This is a genomic window from Ruegeria sp. HKCCD7296, assembly GCF_013110775.1.
GTDB lineage: Bacteria > Pseudomonadota > Alphaproteobacteria > Rhodobacterales > Rhodobacteraceae > Ruegeria.
The window spans coordinates 265,596-281,434 of sequence record NZ_WVRF01000005.1; the positions used below are offsets into that span (position 1 = coordinate 265,596).

Consider the following 15,839-nt stretch of genomic DNA (forward strand, 5'->3'; position numbering starts at 1 on the left):
AGGGGTCTACTGCGCCTGATGGATCACCATCCCATCAAAAGCGGGGGTGATGTAGTCCGGAGTTTCAGCGTCAACCGTGGCATAGTCGAGGTCGATATGCATGTTGGTTAACACCGCGCGTTTCGGTTGCAGCTTGTCGATCCAACCCAGTGTCTTTTCCAGATGCGCGTGGGTAGGGTGCGGGGAGCGGCGTAGGGCGTCGATGATCAGGCAGTCCAACCCTTCCATCTCGGGCCAGGCGTCGTCGTAAATCTCGGCGACATCCGGCAGATAGGCAAGCTGGCCGATGCGGAAGCCAAGAGAGTCGATCGAACCGTGGTTCACTTTGAACGGGCGCAGTGAAATGGGTCCTCCGGGGCCGTCGATGTCGAACGGGCCATCAATAGATTTGAGGTCCAGGATCGGAGGATAAGGGGATCCTTCAGGCTGAATGAAGGCGTATCCGAAACGGCCCAGCAACGCGTTCTGTGTGTCACCGTCTGCCCAGACCGGCACGCGCGTTTTCATGTTGAACACGATCATGCGCAGGTCGTCGATTCCATGCACATGGTCCGCGTGGGAATGGGTATAGACCACACCGTCTAACCGCCCGGTGCCTGTGTCCAGTAACTGGCTGCGCATATCCGGCGTGGTATCGACCAGAACCGAAGTCGTTCCATCCGGCCCGTCGCGTTCAATCAGCAACGAACAGCGACGGCGTACGTTCTTCGGATTCTCGGGGTCACAATCACCCCATTGTCCGCCCAGCCGTGGAACGCCGCCCGAGGAACCGCAGCCCAGAATAGTAAAGCGCGTCCCGGTCATGCAGCGGCCTTATACAGCGCGGCCTTGGTGAACAAGCGGTCAAAATTGGCCTGTGTCTGAGCTGCAAAAGCGGCATAGTCCATGCCGAAAACCTCAGCCCCTTTCCGGGCAGTGTGGGCGGTGTAGGCGGGTTCGTTACGTTTGCCGCGATAGGGTGGGGGGGCCAGATAGGGCGCGTCTGTTTCCACCAGAATGCGGTCTACCGGTGCAGTTGCGAAAATATCGCGCAACTCCTGGCTTTTGGGGAAGGCGGTGATGCCGGACATGGACAGGTAAAAGCCCAGATCCAGCGCGGCCTTGGCCAATTCGGCAGAAGAAGAGAAGCAGTGCATAACGCAGGAATAGGGTGCGTTGCGATACTCCTCTGCCAGAATTCGGGCCATGTCATCATCCGCTGCGCGGGCGTGAATGATCAGGGGCAGGCCAGTGCGCTGGGCCGCTTCGATATGGATGCGCAAGGATTGTTTCTGCACTTCCGCACTGTCAGCGGTATAGTGGTAGTCCAGACCAGACTCTCCAATACCGACGAATTTCGGATGCTGGGCCAAGGCAACCAGTTCGTCGACCGACGCTATCGGCTCATCCGCCGCACTCATCGGGTGCGTGCCTGCGGCATAGAAGACGGGCGCAAAGGCCTCGGCAATCGCGCGTACGCTGGGTTCGTTGCGTAGCTTGGTACAAATCGTGACCATACGGGTCACGCCAGCCTCGGCTGCGCGCGTGATGATCTCGTCCAACTGGCCGTCGAAATCCGGGAGGTCCAGATGGCAGTGGCTGTCGGTAATCTGGGGGGTGTCGCTCATCTGTTCTGACCGGCGGTTTCCTGTATCTTGAACACCGTATCTAGGACCAGAGCGGCAGGGTCAAGGTTCACCGCCTGACCATGCCGTGCGCGTGCTGTGATTGTCGCGGCGACTTCTGCCCAGCGGCGGGCTTGATCGGGGGAAGCCGAAAGACGCATCAGCGTTTCACCTTCGTTTGGGGCCGCTTCGGGTACGGGTGGTGTGCCGGTCGCCCCAGTTAGGGCCAGCCGTGACAAGGCGACGTCGATTAGCGTTAGCAACAACTCGAAACGATCAGCGGCACCGCGTTGTGCTGCGGCTTCGGCCAACGCCAGTGCGCGTTGCCGGTCCATACGGGGCAGGGTACCCAGAATGGCGACCAGCTCGGCATAAATGTCCAGACCGCCAAGATTGATTAACCGCACAGCATCCCCAACTGATCCTGCCGCAAGTGCGGCCAGGTGTTCAGTCTGGGCGGGAACTTCTGTTCCGGTTTGCGACAGGGCGGTTTGCATGTCCTGCGGACTCAGTGGGCCAAGGCGCAGCGTGCGGCAGCGCGACCGGATGGTTGGCAGCAGGCGCGAAGGTTGGTGCGATACGAGCAAAAGTGTGGTGCGCGCAGGCGGCTCTTCCAGCATCTTCAACAGCGCGTTGGCAGCACTGACGTTCATTTCATCCGCAGAGTCGACGATGACCACGCGGCGGCCTCCATCGGCAGAAGACAGACCAAAGAATTTTCCTAGCTTGCGGACATCATCCACGACAATCTCGCCGCGTAATCGCCCCTGCTCGTTGAGTGACCGGGTGATAGTGGCCAGCCCGGGCTCAGCCCCGGACTGTATTCGGTGCGCCACGGGGTGATCGGGATCAATGCCGAGCGTTTCGGGCGGAGGAGGTGCTCCGAACAAGCCGCCGTCATCTGCCGGGGGTGTGGCCAGCAAAAATCGCGCGATCCGCCACGCCAGCGTTGCTTTGCCGACGCCGCGCGGCCCGGTCAGTAACCAACCGTGATGCAGCCTGTCGGAATTGTAGGCCGTCAGAAACGCCTGTTCGGCTGCGTCCTGGCCAAAAAGCCGCGCGGTTTCGCGCGGATGCGGTGCACCCGGCACCTGATCCGGGGAAGGGGTGTCGTCACTCATCGTTTACCGCAAAGCTGCTTGAACGATATCTGTCACATCCTGCGCAACGCTGTCCATGTCTCTGTTGCCATCCACTATGCGAAACCGGCCCGAGAATTCGTCAGCCAGCGCCAGAAAGCCAGCGCGCATTTTCTTTTGCAGATCGGGGCCGAAATCTTCAAACCGCTCTTCGGTGCCTTGCCTGCCTTTTGCGCGTGACAAGCCCGTTTCGGGGTCCATATCAATCAGCAAAGTCATGTCCGGTTCCCGGCCGATCATCAGGTTGTGCAACTGATCCACCAGACCGCGCAGGTTGCCACGTGACAAGCCCTGATACATGCGCGTGCTGTCTGCGAAACGGTCGCAAATCACCACTTTACCTGCCGCAAGGGCGGGTTCGATGGTGCGCTCCAGATGGTCGCGGCGGGCTGCGGTGAACAACAGCAACTCTGTCTCGGCCGACCACCGATCCGGGTCGCCTTCCAAAACAAGCCGGCGAATTTCCTCGGCCCCCGGAGAGCCGCCGGGTTCGCGCGTCAACACGACTTCATGGCCCTGCAGGCGTAATTGATCCGCCAGCATCCGCGCTTGGGTCGACTTGCCTGATCCGTCAATGCCTTCGAAGGTCAGAAATAACCCCGTTTTCGTCACATCGACTCCAGCGGGTTGTTGATCACGTCTTTCAATACGATGCCGCCAACCGTCAACATCCGCACGACAAAGCCACCGACGGCCACGTCCTCGGCTGCCACCAGTGGGCGCCGGATCTCGGGCAGTCCTTCGGGCTTGATCACCAGTTCAGCCAGTTGCTGTCCTTTTTGGACTGGCGCGTTGATTGGGCCGTCATACACAACTTCGGCCTCGACATTTTGGGTGCCCAGAACCGGGAAGAGCACGTTCAGATCACCTTCGGCCACAAGCCCGACGGTCTTTTTCTCACCCATCCACAGTTGGGCTTCGGCTATCGGCGTTTCCGCGTTGGCAACTGTCCTCTCGACAAAATTTCGAAACGACCAGTTAACCACGGCCTCAGCCTCCTCTGCACGCTGGCCGGTGGTGTCGAGGCCGGTTAGCACGAAGATAACGCGCCGATCACCCTGTTTGGCAGAACCGACAAGGCCATAGCCGGCCTCTTGCGTGTGGCCGGTTTTCAAACCATCCGCGCCGATATCCAGCTTCAGCAGCGGGTTGCGATTGCGGGCATTTGACGGCGCGCGGCCGTCGAATTCAAAAACTTCCTCGGCGAAAAGAGGGTAATATTCGGGGAAGTCCGAAATCAAGCGATCCGCAAGAACGGCCAGATCATGCACTGACATCATATGACCGGCGGCAGGCCAGCCGTTTGAGTTGGCAAAATTGGAATTGTTCATGCCCATCTGCTGCGCGCGTTGGGTCATGTACCGCGCAAACCCGGCCTCGGTTCCGTCGGGGCTAAGTGCTTCGGCGATAACGACGCAGGCATCGTTGCCCGACAAAACGATGATGCCGCGCAGCAGGTCTTCGACCGTGACCCGATCCTGAGTGTTCAGGAACATGGTCGAGCCGCCATAGCTCATCGCGTGTTCAGACACAGGCAGGGTTTCGTTTAGCGTCAAGCGCCCGTCCCGCAGGGCTTCAAACGCCACATAGAGCGTCATCAGCTTAGACATCGACGCGGGCGGCAGGGGCTGGTCGGCGTCTTTTGACAGAAGAACAGTGCCGGTGGTCTGATCAATCACATAAGCCGCGCGGGCTGTAGTATCAAAAGCGTGTGCGGGCAGGCCCATGAGGGCAATCCCCATGGCCAGAACGGATGTGCGCATCGAGGCTAACATGCTGCGTCTCCCTGTTTCAGTCGGATACGGTGAACGCGTCTTTGAAGCCAAGGTCTTTTACGTCCTTCTGAATGGCTTTGCGTTCGGCCCGGGTTGCGGCAGGTCCAACCAGCACCCGCCAGACGGTGTTATTTGCTGTTTTCAGTTCCCGAACAACTGCGGACATGCCGTTCCTGCGCACTTTTTGAGCAGCGGAGTTCGCGTTCTCCTCGACGCTGAAGGTTCCGATCTGAACAAATGGTTTGCTCAGTTGTGTAGTCGCGGTTGTGGCGGCTGCCGCTGCTGCTGGGGTCGCTTCGGCCGCATCAATTGCGGCGGCAGCGCCATCGATCGGATCCAGCGGTGTTTCAGTTATCGCGGCTGGATCTTTCTTTTGCCACCATTTCCGCTTGGCGGGTTTCTCTGCCGGGGCTTCGACCGGCGCATCCGACAAGGCCGGAGAGGTCACAGACACTGCAGCTTCGGCTGAAATTTCTGCGCCATCCGTGGCTGCATCTGCCGCTGCCACAGCGGTTCCCGCAGCGGCTGCGGCTGGTGCTTTCTTCTGCCACCATTTCCGTTTGGCAGGTTTCTCAGCCGGGGTTTCTGTCTGTTCACTCGCTGATGTTGAAGCCTCAGCGGAGTCGCTGGTGGTATCTGCGTCTGCTGCGGCGTCACCTTCTGTGCCGGCGGCACTCGCGACAACAGCCGTTGTACCTGCCGCGGCCACAGCGGTTTCTTTCTTCTGCCACCACTTGCGTTTAGCAGGCTTTTCAGGATCACCTGTGCTTTGGCCATCGGTTGCCGTATCGGCCGAGGCTGTGACGGTTTCTTCTGCGGAATCTTCGGCCTGTGGGGTCTCGTCAGCTGGGGGTTCTTCTATCTTTTCACGACGCAAAGCCACAACACTAAGTTTTGTGGGGGCACCGGCCAACAATCCAAGCTGTTCAGCTGCCGCGGACGAAACCTGAAGCGCCGGGCCAGGCAAGTTGCGTTCGCGACGGAACAGGGCTCCAGTTACCGATTTGTTGTTGGCCGTGTTTTTGATCACCACGCGCTCGGGTTGGGTCACGTCTGGATGCGCAACCCAAATCCCACCCAGCGAGGGCCGCCCGTCCCAAAGCCCTGCTTCGGTCACACCGAACACGTTGGGCGCTTCGACATCGCGTTGCGACTCACTGGTCGTTTGGGGAAAAAGCTCGATTTTGCCCTCATTCTCGTCGGGCTTTTCCGCTGTTTCCGCGGTTCCCAAGGCCTCTTCACATCCGGCCAAAATCGTTAAAGATAACGCTAGAAACGCCAGCCTCTTGGGCCCCGGGCGTGTCTCGATCGCTCGCTTCATCTGCTTATCCCTTGCCTGAAGGGGTTTCGTTTTCCGAACCCCGCTGCCGATCTGCTGGTTCTGGATGCCAGCCTGTTGCGGTCTTTCACGTCAATCATAACGTGGCTGAAGGGTCATGGAAAGACCGCTGAAAAGTCTTCGGCAAGATTTCCCGTTTTCGACTTGCCTCTGATCAAACTTGGCCTTAGACCCTGCCTTCAACGGGGAGGTGGCAGAGTGGTCGAATGCGGCGGTCTTGAAAACCGTTGGGCGTGAGAGCGTCCCCAGGGTTCGAATCCCTGTCTCCCCGCCACTCATACCTGTCTCACTTCAGTTGTATTTTCTGATCCGGAATTGTTACGCAATTCCCGCGCGTTGGCGCATGCGCTTTCAATCAGAGACGAAGCAAACCGTACATTCAGAGGACAATTCAGGCGCGAGTCTCAGTGTCGCATTTTAGCGGGGTCGCTTTGGGCTGGATTTCCCTGATAACCTGCAATTTACAGGGAATATTCGCAAACCGGGACTGACTTCCGTCATTTCTTCTATCAGAACTGTATGTTTCTCAGAGGTTTATGTTGCAAATTCCCTAAAAGGTGGAACAGGGAATTTCCTCGTGCGAACAGGGAATTGTTCCGCCGGATCAGGGAGGGCGAAGTCTGTATCAGGGACGCAGGAGCTGGAGATGTCAGAAGCCGAACAGGCGTTCCTGTTCGGACCATTCAAGTGGGTGGGTCACGCTGACCAGACGCTTGAGTGTGAGTTCGGGCGGCTGGCTCCCGTCGAGAATCGCCGTTTGAATCTTTGGTGAGAGAAAGGCGAGCTGAGCACGGGTGCGGATGAAGGCGTCAGGGACGCTTTCGCGGCGGGCAATCTCCATCAGTTGAACTCCGGCCTTCAGATCACGGGCCCAGCCATGGGCGCGGATCAGCATGGACCGGAGGTGGGGATCAGGTTGGGGTGCCATGTCTCCGGCGATGACCTTGGCCTCGACGCCGCGGCGGCACAGATCGAAAGATGCGGTGACGTGGGTGAGATCCGGGTGCAGATGATCGGCCGCGATGCCAAGTGCGCTTGCCAGAGTTTTGGGGTTAAATTCGAGGTCGATCTGTCCTCGTGCAAGTTTGCCTTTGGCCAGAAGAGCAGCGCCGATCTGACAGCCATGGCCTAGAAGCCGGGTTACTAAATCCGCAACTGAAGTCTGAACTGCCTCGGCTGACCCGGCCTCCGGCTGCGCCAGTACTTGGTGCGCCGCGGCGGCGTCTTGCAAATGTCTGACGATGACATCAATGACCGCGTTTTCCAGCGCTGGGCCGGACAGTCGCCAGCCAGAGATATCCTTGCCGCCTGAGATCAGTCGATTGGAGATATAGTAGCGCAACCGTCGGCCTTTGCGCGTGGTGTGGGTCGGCGTCAACCGATCACCAGTTTCGTCATAGAGCAGACCGGTGAGCCAGGCCCCGGGGTCAGTGGAGTGTTGGCGCGCATCGGAGTCGCCGCGTGCCCGCGAGCGGTTGGAGGCCTGTCGCATTTTTTCCTGCACCCGGTCCCAGATGTCCTGATCGATGATCGCCGGATGTTGTCCGTCCCAGATCTTATCCTTGTGGCGGATTTTTCCGAGATAGACCGGATTGCGCAGCAGGTAATAGATTTGACCCCGTGACAGCGGACAATCCCCCTTCACACTGCCATCTGTCCGAACAACCCGTTTTGACCGCAGGTCTTCTGCCGTTGCCCGTTCTTCTACTTTGCGCAGGCAACCAAGCTCGTCATAAAGCCCAAAGAGATGCCGGACCGTTCTGGCCTCCTCTTCATTCACCACCAGCGTTCTTGCCTTCGGATCGGGGTGGCGATCATAGCCCAGAGGCAGGTTGCCACCCATCCAAAGCCCCTTCTTCTTCGACGCTGCAATCTTGTCGCGAATACGTTCGGCGGTGACTTCCCGTTCAAACTGAGCAAAGGACAACAGCACATTCAGCGTTAACCGGCCCATGGAAGATGAGGTATTGAAGGCCTGCGTGACGGACACAAAAGAACAGTTTGCCTGTTCCAGCCGGTCGACCAGCTTAGAGAAGTCGGCAAGCGACCGGGTCAGCCGGTCAATCTTGTAGACCACCACCATGTCAATACGCCCGGCATCGATCTCTTCAAGAAGGCGCTGAAGGGCGGGTCGCTCTAGGGTGCCGCCCGACAGGCCACCGTCATCGTAGCGCCCGGACAACAGGGTCCAGCCTTCATGTCGCTGGCTTGCGACATAGGCCGCGCAGGCCTCATATTGCGCATCCAGCGAATTGAAGTCCTGATCCAGACCATCTTCTGAGGATTTGCGCGTGTAGATGGCGCATCGGATTTTACGGCGCGGGCTCATTTGGCCGCCTTGCCGGTGAGCCCAAAGAAACGCGGCCCTGACCAATGCGCGCCGGTAATCTCTCGGGCGATGGCCGAGAGTGAGCGATAGGACCGACCGTTCCAAGTGAAGCCGTCTTCTGTAACGTCGACTACATGGGTCACACTATTCCACTCGCGTAGCAGGCGCCCGCCGGGTTTTAGGGCAGGGCATGTAGGCCGGGGTTTCTTCCCAGAGCCCTTTTCCAGCGTGGCTTTGACCTGGCGGGGTAGCCTGCCATGACGGCGGGACTGCATCTCAAAGGCGATAAAGCGGCGCAGAAAGGGTTGGCTGAGCATGGCGGGGGCGGGTTGATCAAACAGTTGCTGCCAAAGCGTGACCAGATCCGATCGACCCATGGCGGCGAGATCGGCGACATCGCTCGTCTTGGTCATGACGCTTCTCCAGTTCCCGCCGCCAGATGATATGTGGATGGTCCATTTGGTTTGTCGGATGTCCGCCGTTCAATTGTGACGCCTTTTTTCCGCAGACCGCTTAGAGCTGCTCGGACCGAATGAGGCTGCCATCCCGTTGCTTTGCAGAGCGCCTCAAGGCTGGCGCCGCTCGGGCGGCGCAACAAGTGTTGCACTTTGTCAATTTTGGTTTGCTTCCGCTTGGACATGTATTGTCTCCTCTGATTTGGGGCTGGCTAGATGCCGAACCCCGGTACCGAGGAGCGCCCGAATGGCTCGGGCGTGGGTTCAGTGATGCGTGGTTGACGGCAACAGTCCAGCTCTTTCTGAAGCGATTACTTGAGGCGTGTGTTTTGAAGGGCGTTGCTGGCGTACCCCCGATTATTCGTCAACAATCTTAATTGGTTACTTTTAGTTTGGGGGGTTGCGTCTCGTATTGATGGCACCTACATTCGACCTAATCGCCCGGACTATCAGGGCGGGAAACTGCTCCCGCAGGCAGCACTCATTGGAAACACAGGTTTCCGCAGAGAGCATTCAAAGGAGCAACGTCTCGGATCGATTGGTCCGGGGAGTTGCGATTTGTGCTCTCTCCGATTTTCCAGCGCGATCCCTCCATCTCGACGTCCGCGCGGCGTCACGCAAAAGGAGGCGGTTATGCCTGCCAAAAACACACACAGCGACGTTCGGGCGTCCAATACGCCTATCTGGATGGCCGAAAAAGTTATCCAATCCCAGATCAGCCAGATCAAGCCCTACGCCAACAACAACCGCGTGCACGCGGCCAAGAATGTCGACAAACTGAAAGCATCGGTGGCCCAGTTTGGCTTTGTCACTCCGATCCTGTTGGATGGTTCGGGCACAATCATCGCGGGTCATGGCCGCTATGAGGCCGCTAAGGCCCTGGGGTTGAATTCCGTACCGACTGTTGTCGCGGATCATTTGTCAGAAGCGGAAGTGCGCGCTCTGCGCATTGCGGACAATAAGCTGCACCCTTTCCACTTTTCTGGCGATAGCGATAAACATCGGACAGTTGTCTGCGCAAGAACGGGATTTTGAGAGGGAGCGTTTTGAACGTCGTGCATACGAGAGCGCTGTTTGGGCGCAGCCGCTCGTCGCTGGCAACCAGATGATTGCCGGAGCATTAGACGCAGGCCAAAAACTCAACCAAGTCGCCTATTTTTCTCAACCCCCCAATTGGAAGTTCCAGTCTCCGACACCGAACAACTCAACGCCTTACGTTAACCTCATTTATGATGTCAAGGACGGCCCAGTGGTGGTTGAGCTTCCAGCTGCGACTCAGAGATATAGCATCTTTGGCACATTCCTTGATGTTTGGCAGCGACCGGTTGTTGATGTCGGTTCGAATGGCGATGACAAAGGCCAAGGCGGTAAGTACTTCATCTATGCCGCAGGCACTGATGCCAAGGTGCCGGAAGGATATCTGCCGGTGCCTCTCAAAACCTATCGCGGTTACGGGACTCTACGGATAATCACGCCTGATCTCGAGCCTGCGACCCTCGAAGGTGCAGAAGCATACATACGTGCAGGCATCCAACAATATCCCTACGGCAGCGATGAGCGTTTGCCACACATGGACATCTACGATGTTTTGTACTCTGCGCAGTTTCCGTTCGACAGCAGCTTCTTCGACCGTTTGCAGGAAATAGTAAATCACGAAGAGGTTCGCGAGGTCGATAAATACCCCATGGGTATGTTGAGCAGCCTCGGAATTGAACGAGGTGGGGCTTTTGATCCCTCCGATGGAGAACGGGCAATTCTTGACGATGTGATGGCCCGTGTTCACGCGGAATTGCAGAATAAATTGACTGTAATACCTCCTCTCAGGTGGGGCAGCGAAACGCAATGGACGCAACCAGTTGCAAACTCAATGATCCAAACGATGATGACCTACGAAGACGAGAACAAGGTCTTTATCGATGATCGGGCCTTCACTTACTACACGTACATTGCGCCCCCAGTGAAGCTCGGCTCAGCCACGGCGTACTTGATGGTAACGCGTGACAAATTTGGTGAAGCATTGGAAGGCGACAAAAGCTATCGAATGACTGTTCCTGCCGATGTCCCGGTCGAGCAGTTCTGGTCTATTCTCGTGTACGATGTAGCGACAGCTTCCTACATCCGTGGAGCGGACCCAATCGGGCTGGTCTCGACAGAAAACCCGACGCCCAAAGTCAACCACGATGGCAGCGTGGACGTCTACTTTGGCCCCGAGGTTTTAAACGAGGGAGTTAACTATCTCCCGACCACGGGCGCTGCGAACTACTTCTTACTTTTTCGATTTTACGGCCCGACGGAGGCCTACCGAAACGATAGTTGGAAACTAAACGATCTGGAGCCAATGTAAGCGTGCGAGACGCACTGCTTCGAGTGTTAACCCTGAGGCGATTGTGTTGAAAAACTTTGAATGCGAGCCGAGGCGGGAAAAACTACTGAAAAAACATGATTTTGTGAGCTTCGTGTCCTGAGGACCAAATCAAAAAAGGCGTTCCACAATTTTGGCGCTAGTTCCGCGGCGGAGAGTTTTCCAAACCAATCTGCCGCAATAGTGTTTTGGTACTGAGCTCAGCGCTCGGTTGGAAAAAGAACTAGGAGGGCACCGCTCAACCGTTCGAAAATAGTGCCGGTGGATATAGTCAATTGCGCCGACAGACACCACTGCCTATGGTCAAGCAGGTGCTTTTGCACCACTCTTGCAGGCCCAGGGTGCACAGCGTAGACCGAATGGATTTAAGCACAACATCGTTCGAGACCTTTGTGGCTTCAGTCACAGTTAGCCTCAATGGGTGGATGGCAACCGTGTACCCTGACCAATTGGTTTGGGCGGTGCTAATCTGCGCTCTGTTTGTTGGTCTTCGTCGTAAGATCGCCGCACTTGGGTTAAAGCTGCTGAGGCAGATTTTGGATCGTTTTTCGGTATCACTTCCAGACGAAGTCAATGCCCAGCTAAGGTCTGCATCTGAGATCCTTGTGTCCGCGTTTGCTCTGTTTGCTGCGACTCAAGTGTTAGTACCAGATGGAGTAGCAAAGCTCTTGTTAGAACGTATCTTTGGCTCTGTCGCGATTATCGCGGTCTTTGGCGCATGGTATCGACTAAGCGGCCCGTTCGCGGCCTTGCTGTGGACTGACAAATTGTCTTTGGTTCCGTCAGAAACGGGCTGGGTTCAGCGTGTCATGCAATTCGCCATTCTGCTGTTTGGCTTGACGTCGTTGTTGCGTGTTTGGCAAGTGGACATTTCGGGCGCACTGACAGGAGTTGGGGTTTTAGGAGCAGGGTTAGCCATCGCTGCTCAGGACCTAGTGCGCAATCTCGTGGCTGGCATGACTAACATTAGCGAGAAGCGCTTCGAAACAGGAGATACCATAGCTATTGGTGGCGACGTTTTTGGAACTGTTGAGGCGATTGACCTAAGGTCAACCAAAATTGTGGGATTTGATCAGATACCCAGACATATCCCCAACTCGGACTTAGCTAATGCCACGGTTCTCAATTACTCACGGCTGAAGCGGCGACGTGTGTATCTAAAAGTTCCCTTGGTGCTTTCGTCTACCCAAAAACAGATAGAAGCCGTGCGCGACGGTATCAGAGATTACCATCTTAAATCAGGCGACTTTGATACTGGCGATGGTGCACCAAAATACATCTACGTGAGTGAGCTAGGGCCAAGCTCCGTTGATATCATTGTTTACGTATGGACTAAGGGACCGACCTGGGAGGAGTTGCTTCAGGTCACAGAGCGGTTGACATTAGCAATCCTCAGGATAACCCGCGATGCAGAAACTGAACTTGCTTACCCGACCCAGAGCCTACACCTTCGGGCAAATGGCGACGCTAGATCATTGAAGATCTCTGAGGTTACAGGCGCTTATGACTAGCTTGCCTTTGTCAAAGGCACAGCAATCTACGTAGCCTTCTTCATTCGGTCATATGCTGCTTTCATCTTGAGGCCGAGGGAACGCGCTGCTTCGCCCACCTCTTCAGCAGACTTGTCAAATTCTGATTTGCTCAGAAATTTGTCCCAGTCGGCTTGGAGTTCTGTCCATTCGTCCTCTGCTTCTTTTGAGGCAAGATGCAATTGCAGCTTCAGTTCGTCGCGGCGTTGCTGGAGCTCTTTCATGAGTGACGTTAAATCCATTAGCGCTTGTCCTAATACAGTTTAGGTTATCCAAAAGGTGCCAGAACAGGCAACAAAGTCAAGCGACTTGAACGCTTTCTGACTTCTTACAACAGTGGACTAAACAAGCGAGCCAGAGGGGCACCATGGCGCTGCTTGAATCCACGGTCAGCAAGCCTTTCTTTCAATAGGAACGATCTTGCGAAGTCTGCCTCAAACATGGTTGCAACTTCAGACGCAGTTTGTTCGTCAAAGACCACAGCTGTCTCCTCGAAGTTCAGACGGCAAGACCGATTGTCCAAGTTGGTGGTTCCTACTGAGGATATCATGTCGTCAACAAGAACCACCTTCTGGTGCATAAAGCCGTCGTTGTATCTCCAGACCTCGACGCCAGCATCCATGACCTCATCGAAGTAGGCGAGAGCGGCTAACCAAGGAATAGTGTGATCGACAACTTCAGGAGTCAAAAGCTTCACATCTACCCCCCGCATGGCTGCAAGTTTGAGCGCCGTCAGAATGTCATTCTCAGGGACAAAATACGGTGACGCGATCCAGAGACGTTCAGTTGCTGCATTGATCAATGTGCAAAAATAGAAGCTCCCGGTATCAAAGGCATCACCCGGCCCGGTCGCGATGATGACGGCGTCTTTATCGGCTTCTGTTTTCTTCACATCCCAATCGAGTTCGCTGATCAGGTTTTCGCGTGTTGCCCAGTGCCAGTCTTCAGCGAAGATCAGTTGCAGTTGCAAAACAATGGGGCCGGTAAGCCGCGCGTGGGTGTCCCGCCATGAACCAAATTTCGGGTCTTCGCCCATGTACTCATCGCCCATGTTCAGACCGCCCGTGAACCCAACCTCTCCATCGACCACTACAGTTTTTCGATGGTTGCGGAAGTTGATCTGAAACCGGCTTTTCGGGCCGCCGTATGCATGAGCGTTTACGACTTGAACTCCTCCGTTGGACAGAGATTGAAGATAGGTTTTGGGAAGCTTGGCGCAGCCGACAGCGTCATAGATCAATCGCACAGAAACGCCATCTTGAACCCTATCCAAAAGAACATCTCGTAGGTGGCGCCCGATCTTGTCGTCGTTAATGATGTAAGACTGAACCAGAACATAGCTTTTGGCAGAAGCAATAGCTTCGAATATGGAGGTAAAGGTTGCTTCTCCATCAATGAGCAAATCCAAGTCGCTACCTGAACCTACAGGTATGTCACCAATTTTTTCTAATGCTCTGTAAATACTCTGGTTTTCAGTTCTGGTGGGAGGAAACTGCTGCTTGAATCCCTCCAAGCCTGAAATCACTTCATCGCTGTCGCGACGGCCTGTCAGATAGCCTTCATAGTGGAAAGACCCAAGGAACAAAAACGTTGGCACAGCAATGTAAGGGGCTGTGATCAGAAACACGACCCAAGCAACAGAGCCTTGTGGTGTCCGTGCATGACGGACAGCTAGAACTGCACAGTAAATCGCTACCATTTCCAGCAGTATGATTACGACAACTATAATTTCACCAGACATAAGGGCGTCCTAACTCCAACACAGCATTACACCAAACTTCCAGCGGTCTCATATGAACACAGGGCGTCGGATTTTGGCACACTTATCTTAGTAGCTGGCAATGCCAATTATGACCTTTGGATAGAACCAAGAAGTTGGTGGCTTGTTTTCGATTGACCTAACCTGGAGCCCAGATGGCGCTTCCAGTTTAAAACTTGCGCCGGAAGTCCGCGGCAAGTCTAATGCGATGCAGAACCAGACATACGTGCGGCACCAAATGACCTCAAACAATCTAAACAAGACACTTGTCTCAGATTGGTTTTTCGCGATGGGGACTATGGCTCTCCTGGTTGGGTTCTTGTGGTTAGGCCGGGGATTCTTGGTCCCTCTGGCAATCGCCGGTCTACTGTTCATCCTCTCTTCAGCGCTCGTCGACAAAATCAGCCGCACGAGTTGGCTAGGCTTGTCCCCGCCCACTTGGTTGGCTCAACTCGTCAGCGTCATTGTAATCATCGGAGCGCTAGTTGCTCTTGGCGTTATCATCTCGTTTTCAGCCGAGGACGTACAACAAGCGCTGCCAAGATATCAGGAACGGTTAATGAACCTGATGGAGAAACTGGAACAGTTTCTGGGCCCCAGAGTCGTTGAAGCTAGTCTAAAGTCGGTGGAAAACATCGAAATAGGGTCTTGGGTGCGAGCGGTTATGGGCCAACTTGGCGGCGCCATGTCTACAATCGGCCTCGTTGCTCTGTACCTTGCTTTTCTCGTAGGTGAACGTTTGGCATGGGTGGGAAAGCTGCCGAGGCTGGTTGCAAGTAAAGAAGAAGCCCACCGTGCCCAAAAAGTTCTGGACAGAATTTCAGTTGGTGTGAAGCAGTATATGTGGGTCAATGCAGTTACCAGCGCGATGAGCGGCGCGGTAGCTTTTGTCATCTTCACATTGGTTGGCCTTGATTTTGCACCGCTTCTAGCCCTGACAGTTTTCGTTGCCGGGTTTATTCCTAATATCGGCGCTTTTATTGGGGTCGCACTTCCTTCACTCGTAGCCTTGATACAGTTCGACAACCTAACGCCTTTCCTGATCGTACTGTTTGGATATGGCGCTGCTGATCAATTCATTGCAAACGTGATCCAACCCTCGATGCAAGGAAAGTCACTCAATCTCAGCACGTTTATGGTTATGGTTTCGCTAACGTTCTGGGCGACGATTTGGGGCGGCATGGGCGCATTCCTCGCAATTCCGATGATGGTTGTCACTATGGTAATCTGTTCTGAAGTCCAAGCCGTCCGTTGGATCGCAGTTTTGTTGTCAAGCGATGGTCACTTGCAAGACGACCAAGAGACTATTGAGCTGGACAAAGAGACCGAGCGCAAACCTGGCCGTCCGTCAATTCTATTGACACAGCGAGAGCTAGAGGAAGAGGCTAAGCAATTGCGGGCGGAGTTCGAGAGCAGAGAAGGGTAGCGGACACACCCGGTCGCGACGGCCGCCGGAAAAGCTATTTCCAGCGCACCTGACCCTAAACGCTGAGTGTCCGTCATCGAATGATTTGGAACACGAGCGTTTGATTGGCTTAGGAGGATCAG

Annotated in this window: 15 protein-coding genes and 1 tRNA gene; 5 read left to right on the forward strand and 11 right to left on the reverse strand. The window is 55.5% G+C overall.

Annotated elements, in window-relative coordinates; all coding sequences use genetic code 11:
- Positions 1-6 precede the first annotated feature (6 nt).
- Genes GS632_RS09915 through GS632_RS22350 form a run of 6 tightly spaced genes read right to left on the reverse strand, consistent with a single transcriptional unit; the run spans position 7 to position 5,839 of the window.
- Positions 7-804, reverse strand: coding sequence for an MBL fold metallo-hydrolase (locus GS632_RS09915; protein ID WP_171237302.1), 798 nt, complete (start codon positions 802-804; stop codon positions 7-9).
- Positions 801-1,607 (reverse strand): TatD family hydrolase, encoded by an 807-nt coding sequence (locus GS632_RS09920; RefSeq protein WP_171721722.1) that lies wholly within the window; start codon positions 1,605-1,607, stop codon positions 801-803. Before GS632_RS09920 ends, GS632_RS09915 begins: the two co-directional genes overlap by 4 nt.
- On the reverse strand, positions 1,604-2,725 hold the full coding sequence (locus tag GS632_RS09925) for a DNA polymerase III subunit delta' (RefSeq protein ID WP_171620702.1): 1,122 nt from the start codon (positions 2,723-2,725) through the stop codon (positions 1,604-1,606). The genes GS632_RS09920 and GS632_RS09925 overlap by 4 nt, the downstream gene beginning before the upstream one ends.
- A gap of 3 nt (positions 2,726-2,728) precedes the next feature.
- Positions 2,729-3,355, reverse strand: a complete 627-nt coding sequence (gene tmk / locus GS632_RS09930) for a dTMP kinase (RefSeq protein ID WP_171175091.1) — start codon at positions 3,353-3,355, stop codon at positions 2,729-2,731.
- Positions 3,352-4,518, reverse strand: a complete 1,167-nt coding sequence (locus tag GS632_RS09935; RefSeq protein WP_171092109.1) for a D-alanyl-D-alanine carboxypeptidase family protein — start codon at positions 4,516-4,518, stop codon at positions 3,352-3,354. The genes tmk and GS632_RS09935 overlap by 4 nt, the downstream gene beginning before the upstream one ends.
- Before the next feature lie 16 nt (positions 4,519-4,534).
- Complete coding sequence (locus GS632_RS22350; RefSeq protein ID WP_171237305.1) at positions 4,535-5,839, reverse strand: SPOR domain-containing protein; 1,305 nt, start codon at positions 5,837-5,839, stop codon at positions 4,535-4,537.
- Between the two features lie 202 nt (positions 5,840-6,041).
- Here GS632_RS22350 and GS632_RS09945 point away from each other — a divergent pair.
- Positions 6,042-6,131, forward strand: a tRNA-Ser gene (locus GS632_RS09945).
- A gap of 375 nt (positions 6,132-6,506) precedes the next feature.
- On the opposite strand, the gene GS632_RS09950 is transcribed toward GS632_RS09945, so the two are convergent.
- The 3 genes from GS632_RS09950 to GS632_RS22355 are packed head-to-tail and all read right to left on the reverse strand — an operon-like array spanning position 6,507 to position 8,826.
- On the reverse strand, positions 6,507-8,186 hold the full coding sequence (locus GS632_RS09950; RefSeq protein WP_171721721.1) for a recombinase family protein: 1,680 nt from the start codon (positions 8,184-8,186) through the stop codon (positions 6,507-6,509).
- Positions 8,183-8,599, reverse strand: coding sequence for a DUF2924 domain-containing protein (locus GS632_RS09955; RefSeq protein ID WP_093964944.1), 417 nt, complete (start codon positions 8,597-8,599; stop codon positions 8,183-8,185). Before GS632_RS09955 ends, GS632_RS09950 begins: the two co-directional genes overlap by 4 nt.
- Positions 8,596-8,826 carry a DUF3489 domain-containing protein gene (locus GS632_RS22355; RefSeq protein ID WP_093964945.1) on the reverse strand — a complete coding sequence of 77 codons (231 nt, stop codon included), beginning with the start codon at positions 8,824-8,826 and terminating at the stop codon, positions 8,596-8,598. The genes GS632_RS09955 and GS632_RS22355 overlap by 4 nt, the downstream gene beginning before the upstream one ends.
- 448 nt (positions 8,827-9,274) lie before the next feature.
- Between GS632_RS22355 and GS632_RS09965 the strand changes: the two genes are divergently transcribed.
- From GS632_RS09965 to GS632_RS09975, 3 genes are all read left to right on the forward strand, one after another.
- The gene (locus GS632_RS09965; RefSeq protein ID WP_253284448.1) at positions 9,275-9,676 is read left to right on the forward strand and encodes a ParB/Srx family N-terminal domain-containing protein; all 402 of its coding nucleotides are present in this window, start codon (positions 9,275-9,277) and stop codon (positions 9,674-9,676) included.
- A complete protein-coding gene (locus GS632_RS09970; protein ID WP_171721720.1) occupies positions 9,651-10,985 on the forward strand; it encodes a DUF1214 domain-containing protein in 1,335 nt (444 codons plus the stop codon). Before GS632_RS09965 ends, GS632_RS09970 begins: the two co-directional genes overlap by 26 nt.
- Before the next feature lie 377 nt (positions 10,986-11,362).
- The gene (locus GS632_RS09975) at positions 11,363-12,514 is read left to right on the forward strand and encodes a mechanosensitive ion channel family protein (RefSeq protein ID WP_171721719.1); all 1,152 of its coding nucleotides are present in this window, start codon (positions 11,363-11,365) and stop codon (positions 12,512-12,514) included.
- 26 nt (positions 12,515-12,540) lie between these two features.
- Here GS632_RS09975 and GS632_RS09980 read toward each other — a convergent pair whose 3' ends face one another.
- Both GS632_RS09980 and cls read right to left on the reverse strand, forming a co-directional pair.
- On the reverse strand, positions 12,541-12,774 hold the full coding sequence (locus GS632_RS09980) for a hypothetical protein (RefSeq protein WP_171721718.1): 234 nt from the start codon (positions 12,772-12,774) through the stop codon (positions 12,541-12,543).
- An 86-nt stretch (positions 12,775-12,860) separates the two neighbouring features.
- On the reverse strand, positions 12,861-14,273 hold the full coding sequence (gene cls, locus GS632_RS09985) for a cardiolipin synthase (RefSeq protein ID WP_171721717.1): 1,413 nt from the start codon (positions 14,271-14,273) through the stop codon (positions 12,861-12,863).
- Positions 14,274-14,415: 142 nt separating this feature from the next.
- Between cls and GS632_RS09990 the strand changes: the two genes are divergently transcribed.
- Positions 14,416-15,717, forward strand: a complete 1,302-nt coding sequence (locus GS632_RS09990) for an AI-2E family transporter (RefSeq protein WP_171721716.1) — start codon at positions 14,416-14,418, stop codon at positions 15,715-15,717.
- Positions 15,718-15,839 lie beyond the last annotated feature (122 nt).

What these genes read in the sequence shown, in the direction of transcription:
- GS632_RS09955 (WP_093964944.1), bottom strand. Translation starts at nt 8,599, where the DNA reads ATGACCAAGACGAGCGATGTCGCCGATCTCGCCGCCATGGGTCGATCG.
- GS632_RS09950 (WP_171721721.1), bottom strand. Translation starts at nt 8,186, where the DNA reads ATGAGCCCGCGCCGTAAAATCCGATGCGCCATCTACACGCGCAAATCC.
- GS632_RS22355 (WP_093964945.1), bottom strand. Translation starts at nt 8,826, where the DNA reads ATGTCCAAGCGGAAGCAAACCAAAATTGACAAAGTGCAACACTTGTTG.
- GS632_RS09980 (WP_171721718.1), bottom strand. Translation starts at nt 12,774, where the DNA reads ATGGATTTAACGTCACTCATGAAAGAGCTCCAGCAACGCCGCGACGAA.
- GS632_RS09915 (WP_171237302.1), bottom strand. Translation starts at nt 804, where the DNA reads ATGACCGGGACGCGCTTTACTATTCTGGGCTGCGGTTCCTCGGGCGGC.
- GS632_RS09975 (WP_171721719.1), top strand. Translation starts at nt 11,363, where the DNA reads ATGGATTTAAGCACAACATCGTTCGAGACCTTTGTGGCTTCAGTCACA.
- cls (WP_171721717.1), bottom strand. Translation starts at nt 14,273, where the DNA reads ATGTCTGGTGAAATTATAGTTGTCGTAATCATACTGCTGGAAATGGTA.
- GS632_RS22350 (WP_171237305.1), bottom strand. Translation starts at nt 5,839, where the DNA reads ATGAAGCGAGCGATCGAGACACGCCCGGGGCCCAAGAGGCTGGCGTTT.
- GS632_RS09965 (WP_253284448.1), top strand. Translation starts at nt 9,275, where the DNA reads ATGCCTGCCAAAAACACACACAGCGACGTTCGGGCGTCCAATACGCCT.
- GS632_RS09920 (WP_171721722.1), bottom strand. Translation starts at nt 1,607, where the DNA reads ATGAGCGACACCCCCCAGATTACCGACAGCCACTGCCATCTGGACCTC.
- GS632_RS09935 (WP_171092109.1), bottom strand. Translation starts at nt 4,518, where the DNA reads ATGTTAGCCTCGATGCGCACATCCGTTCTGGCCATGGGGATTGCCCTC.
- GS632_RS09925 (WP_171620702.1), bottom strand. Translation starts at nt 2,725, where the DNA reads ATGAGTGACGACACCCCTTCCCCGGATCAGGTGCCGGGTGCACCGCAT.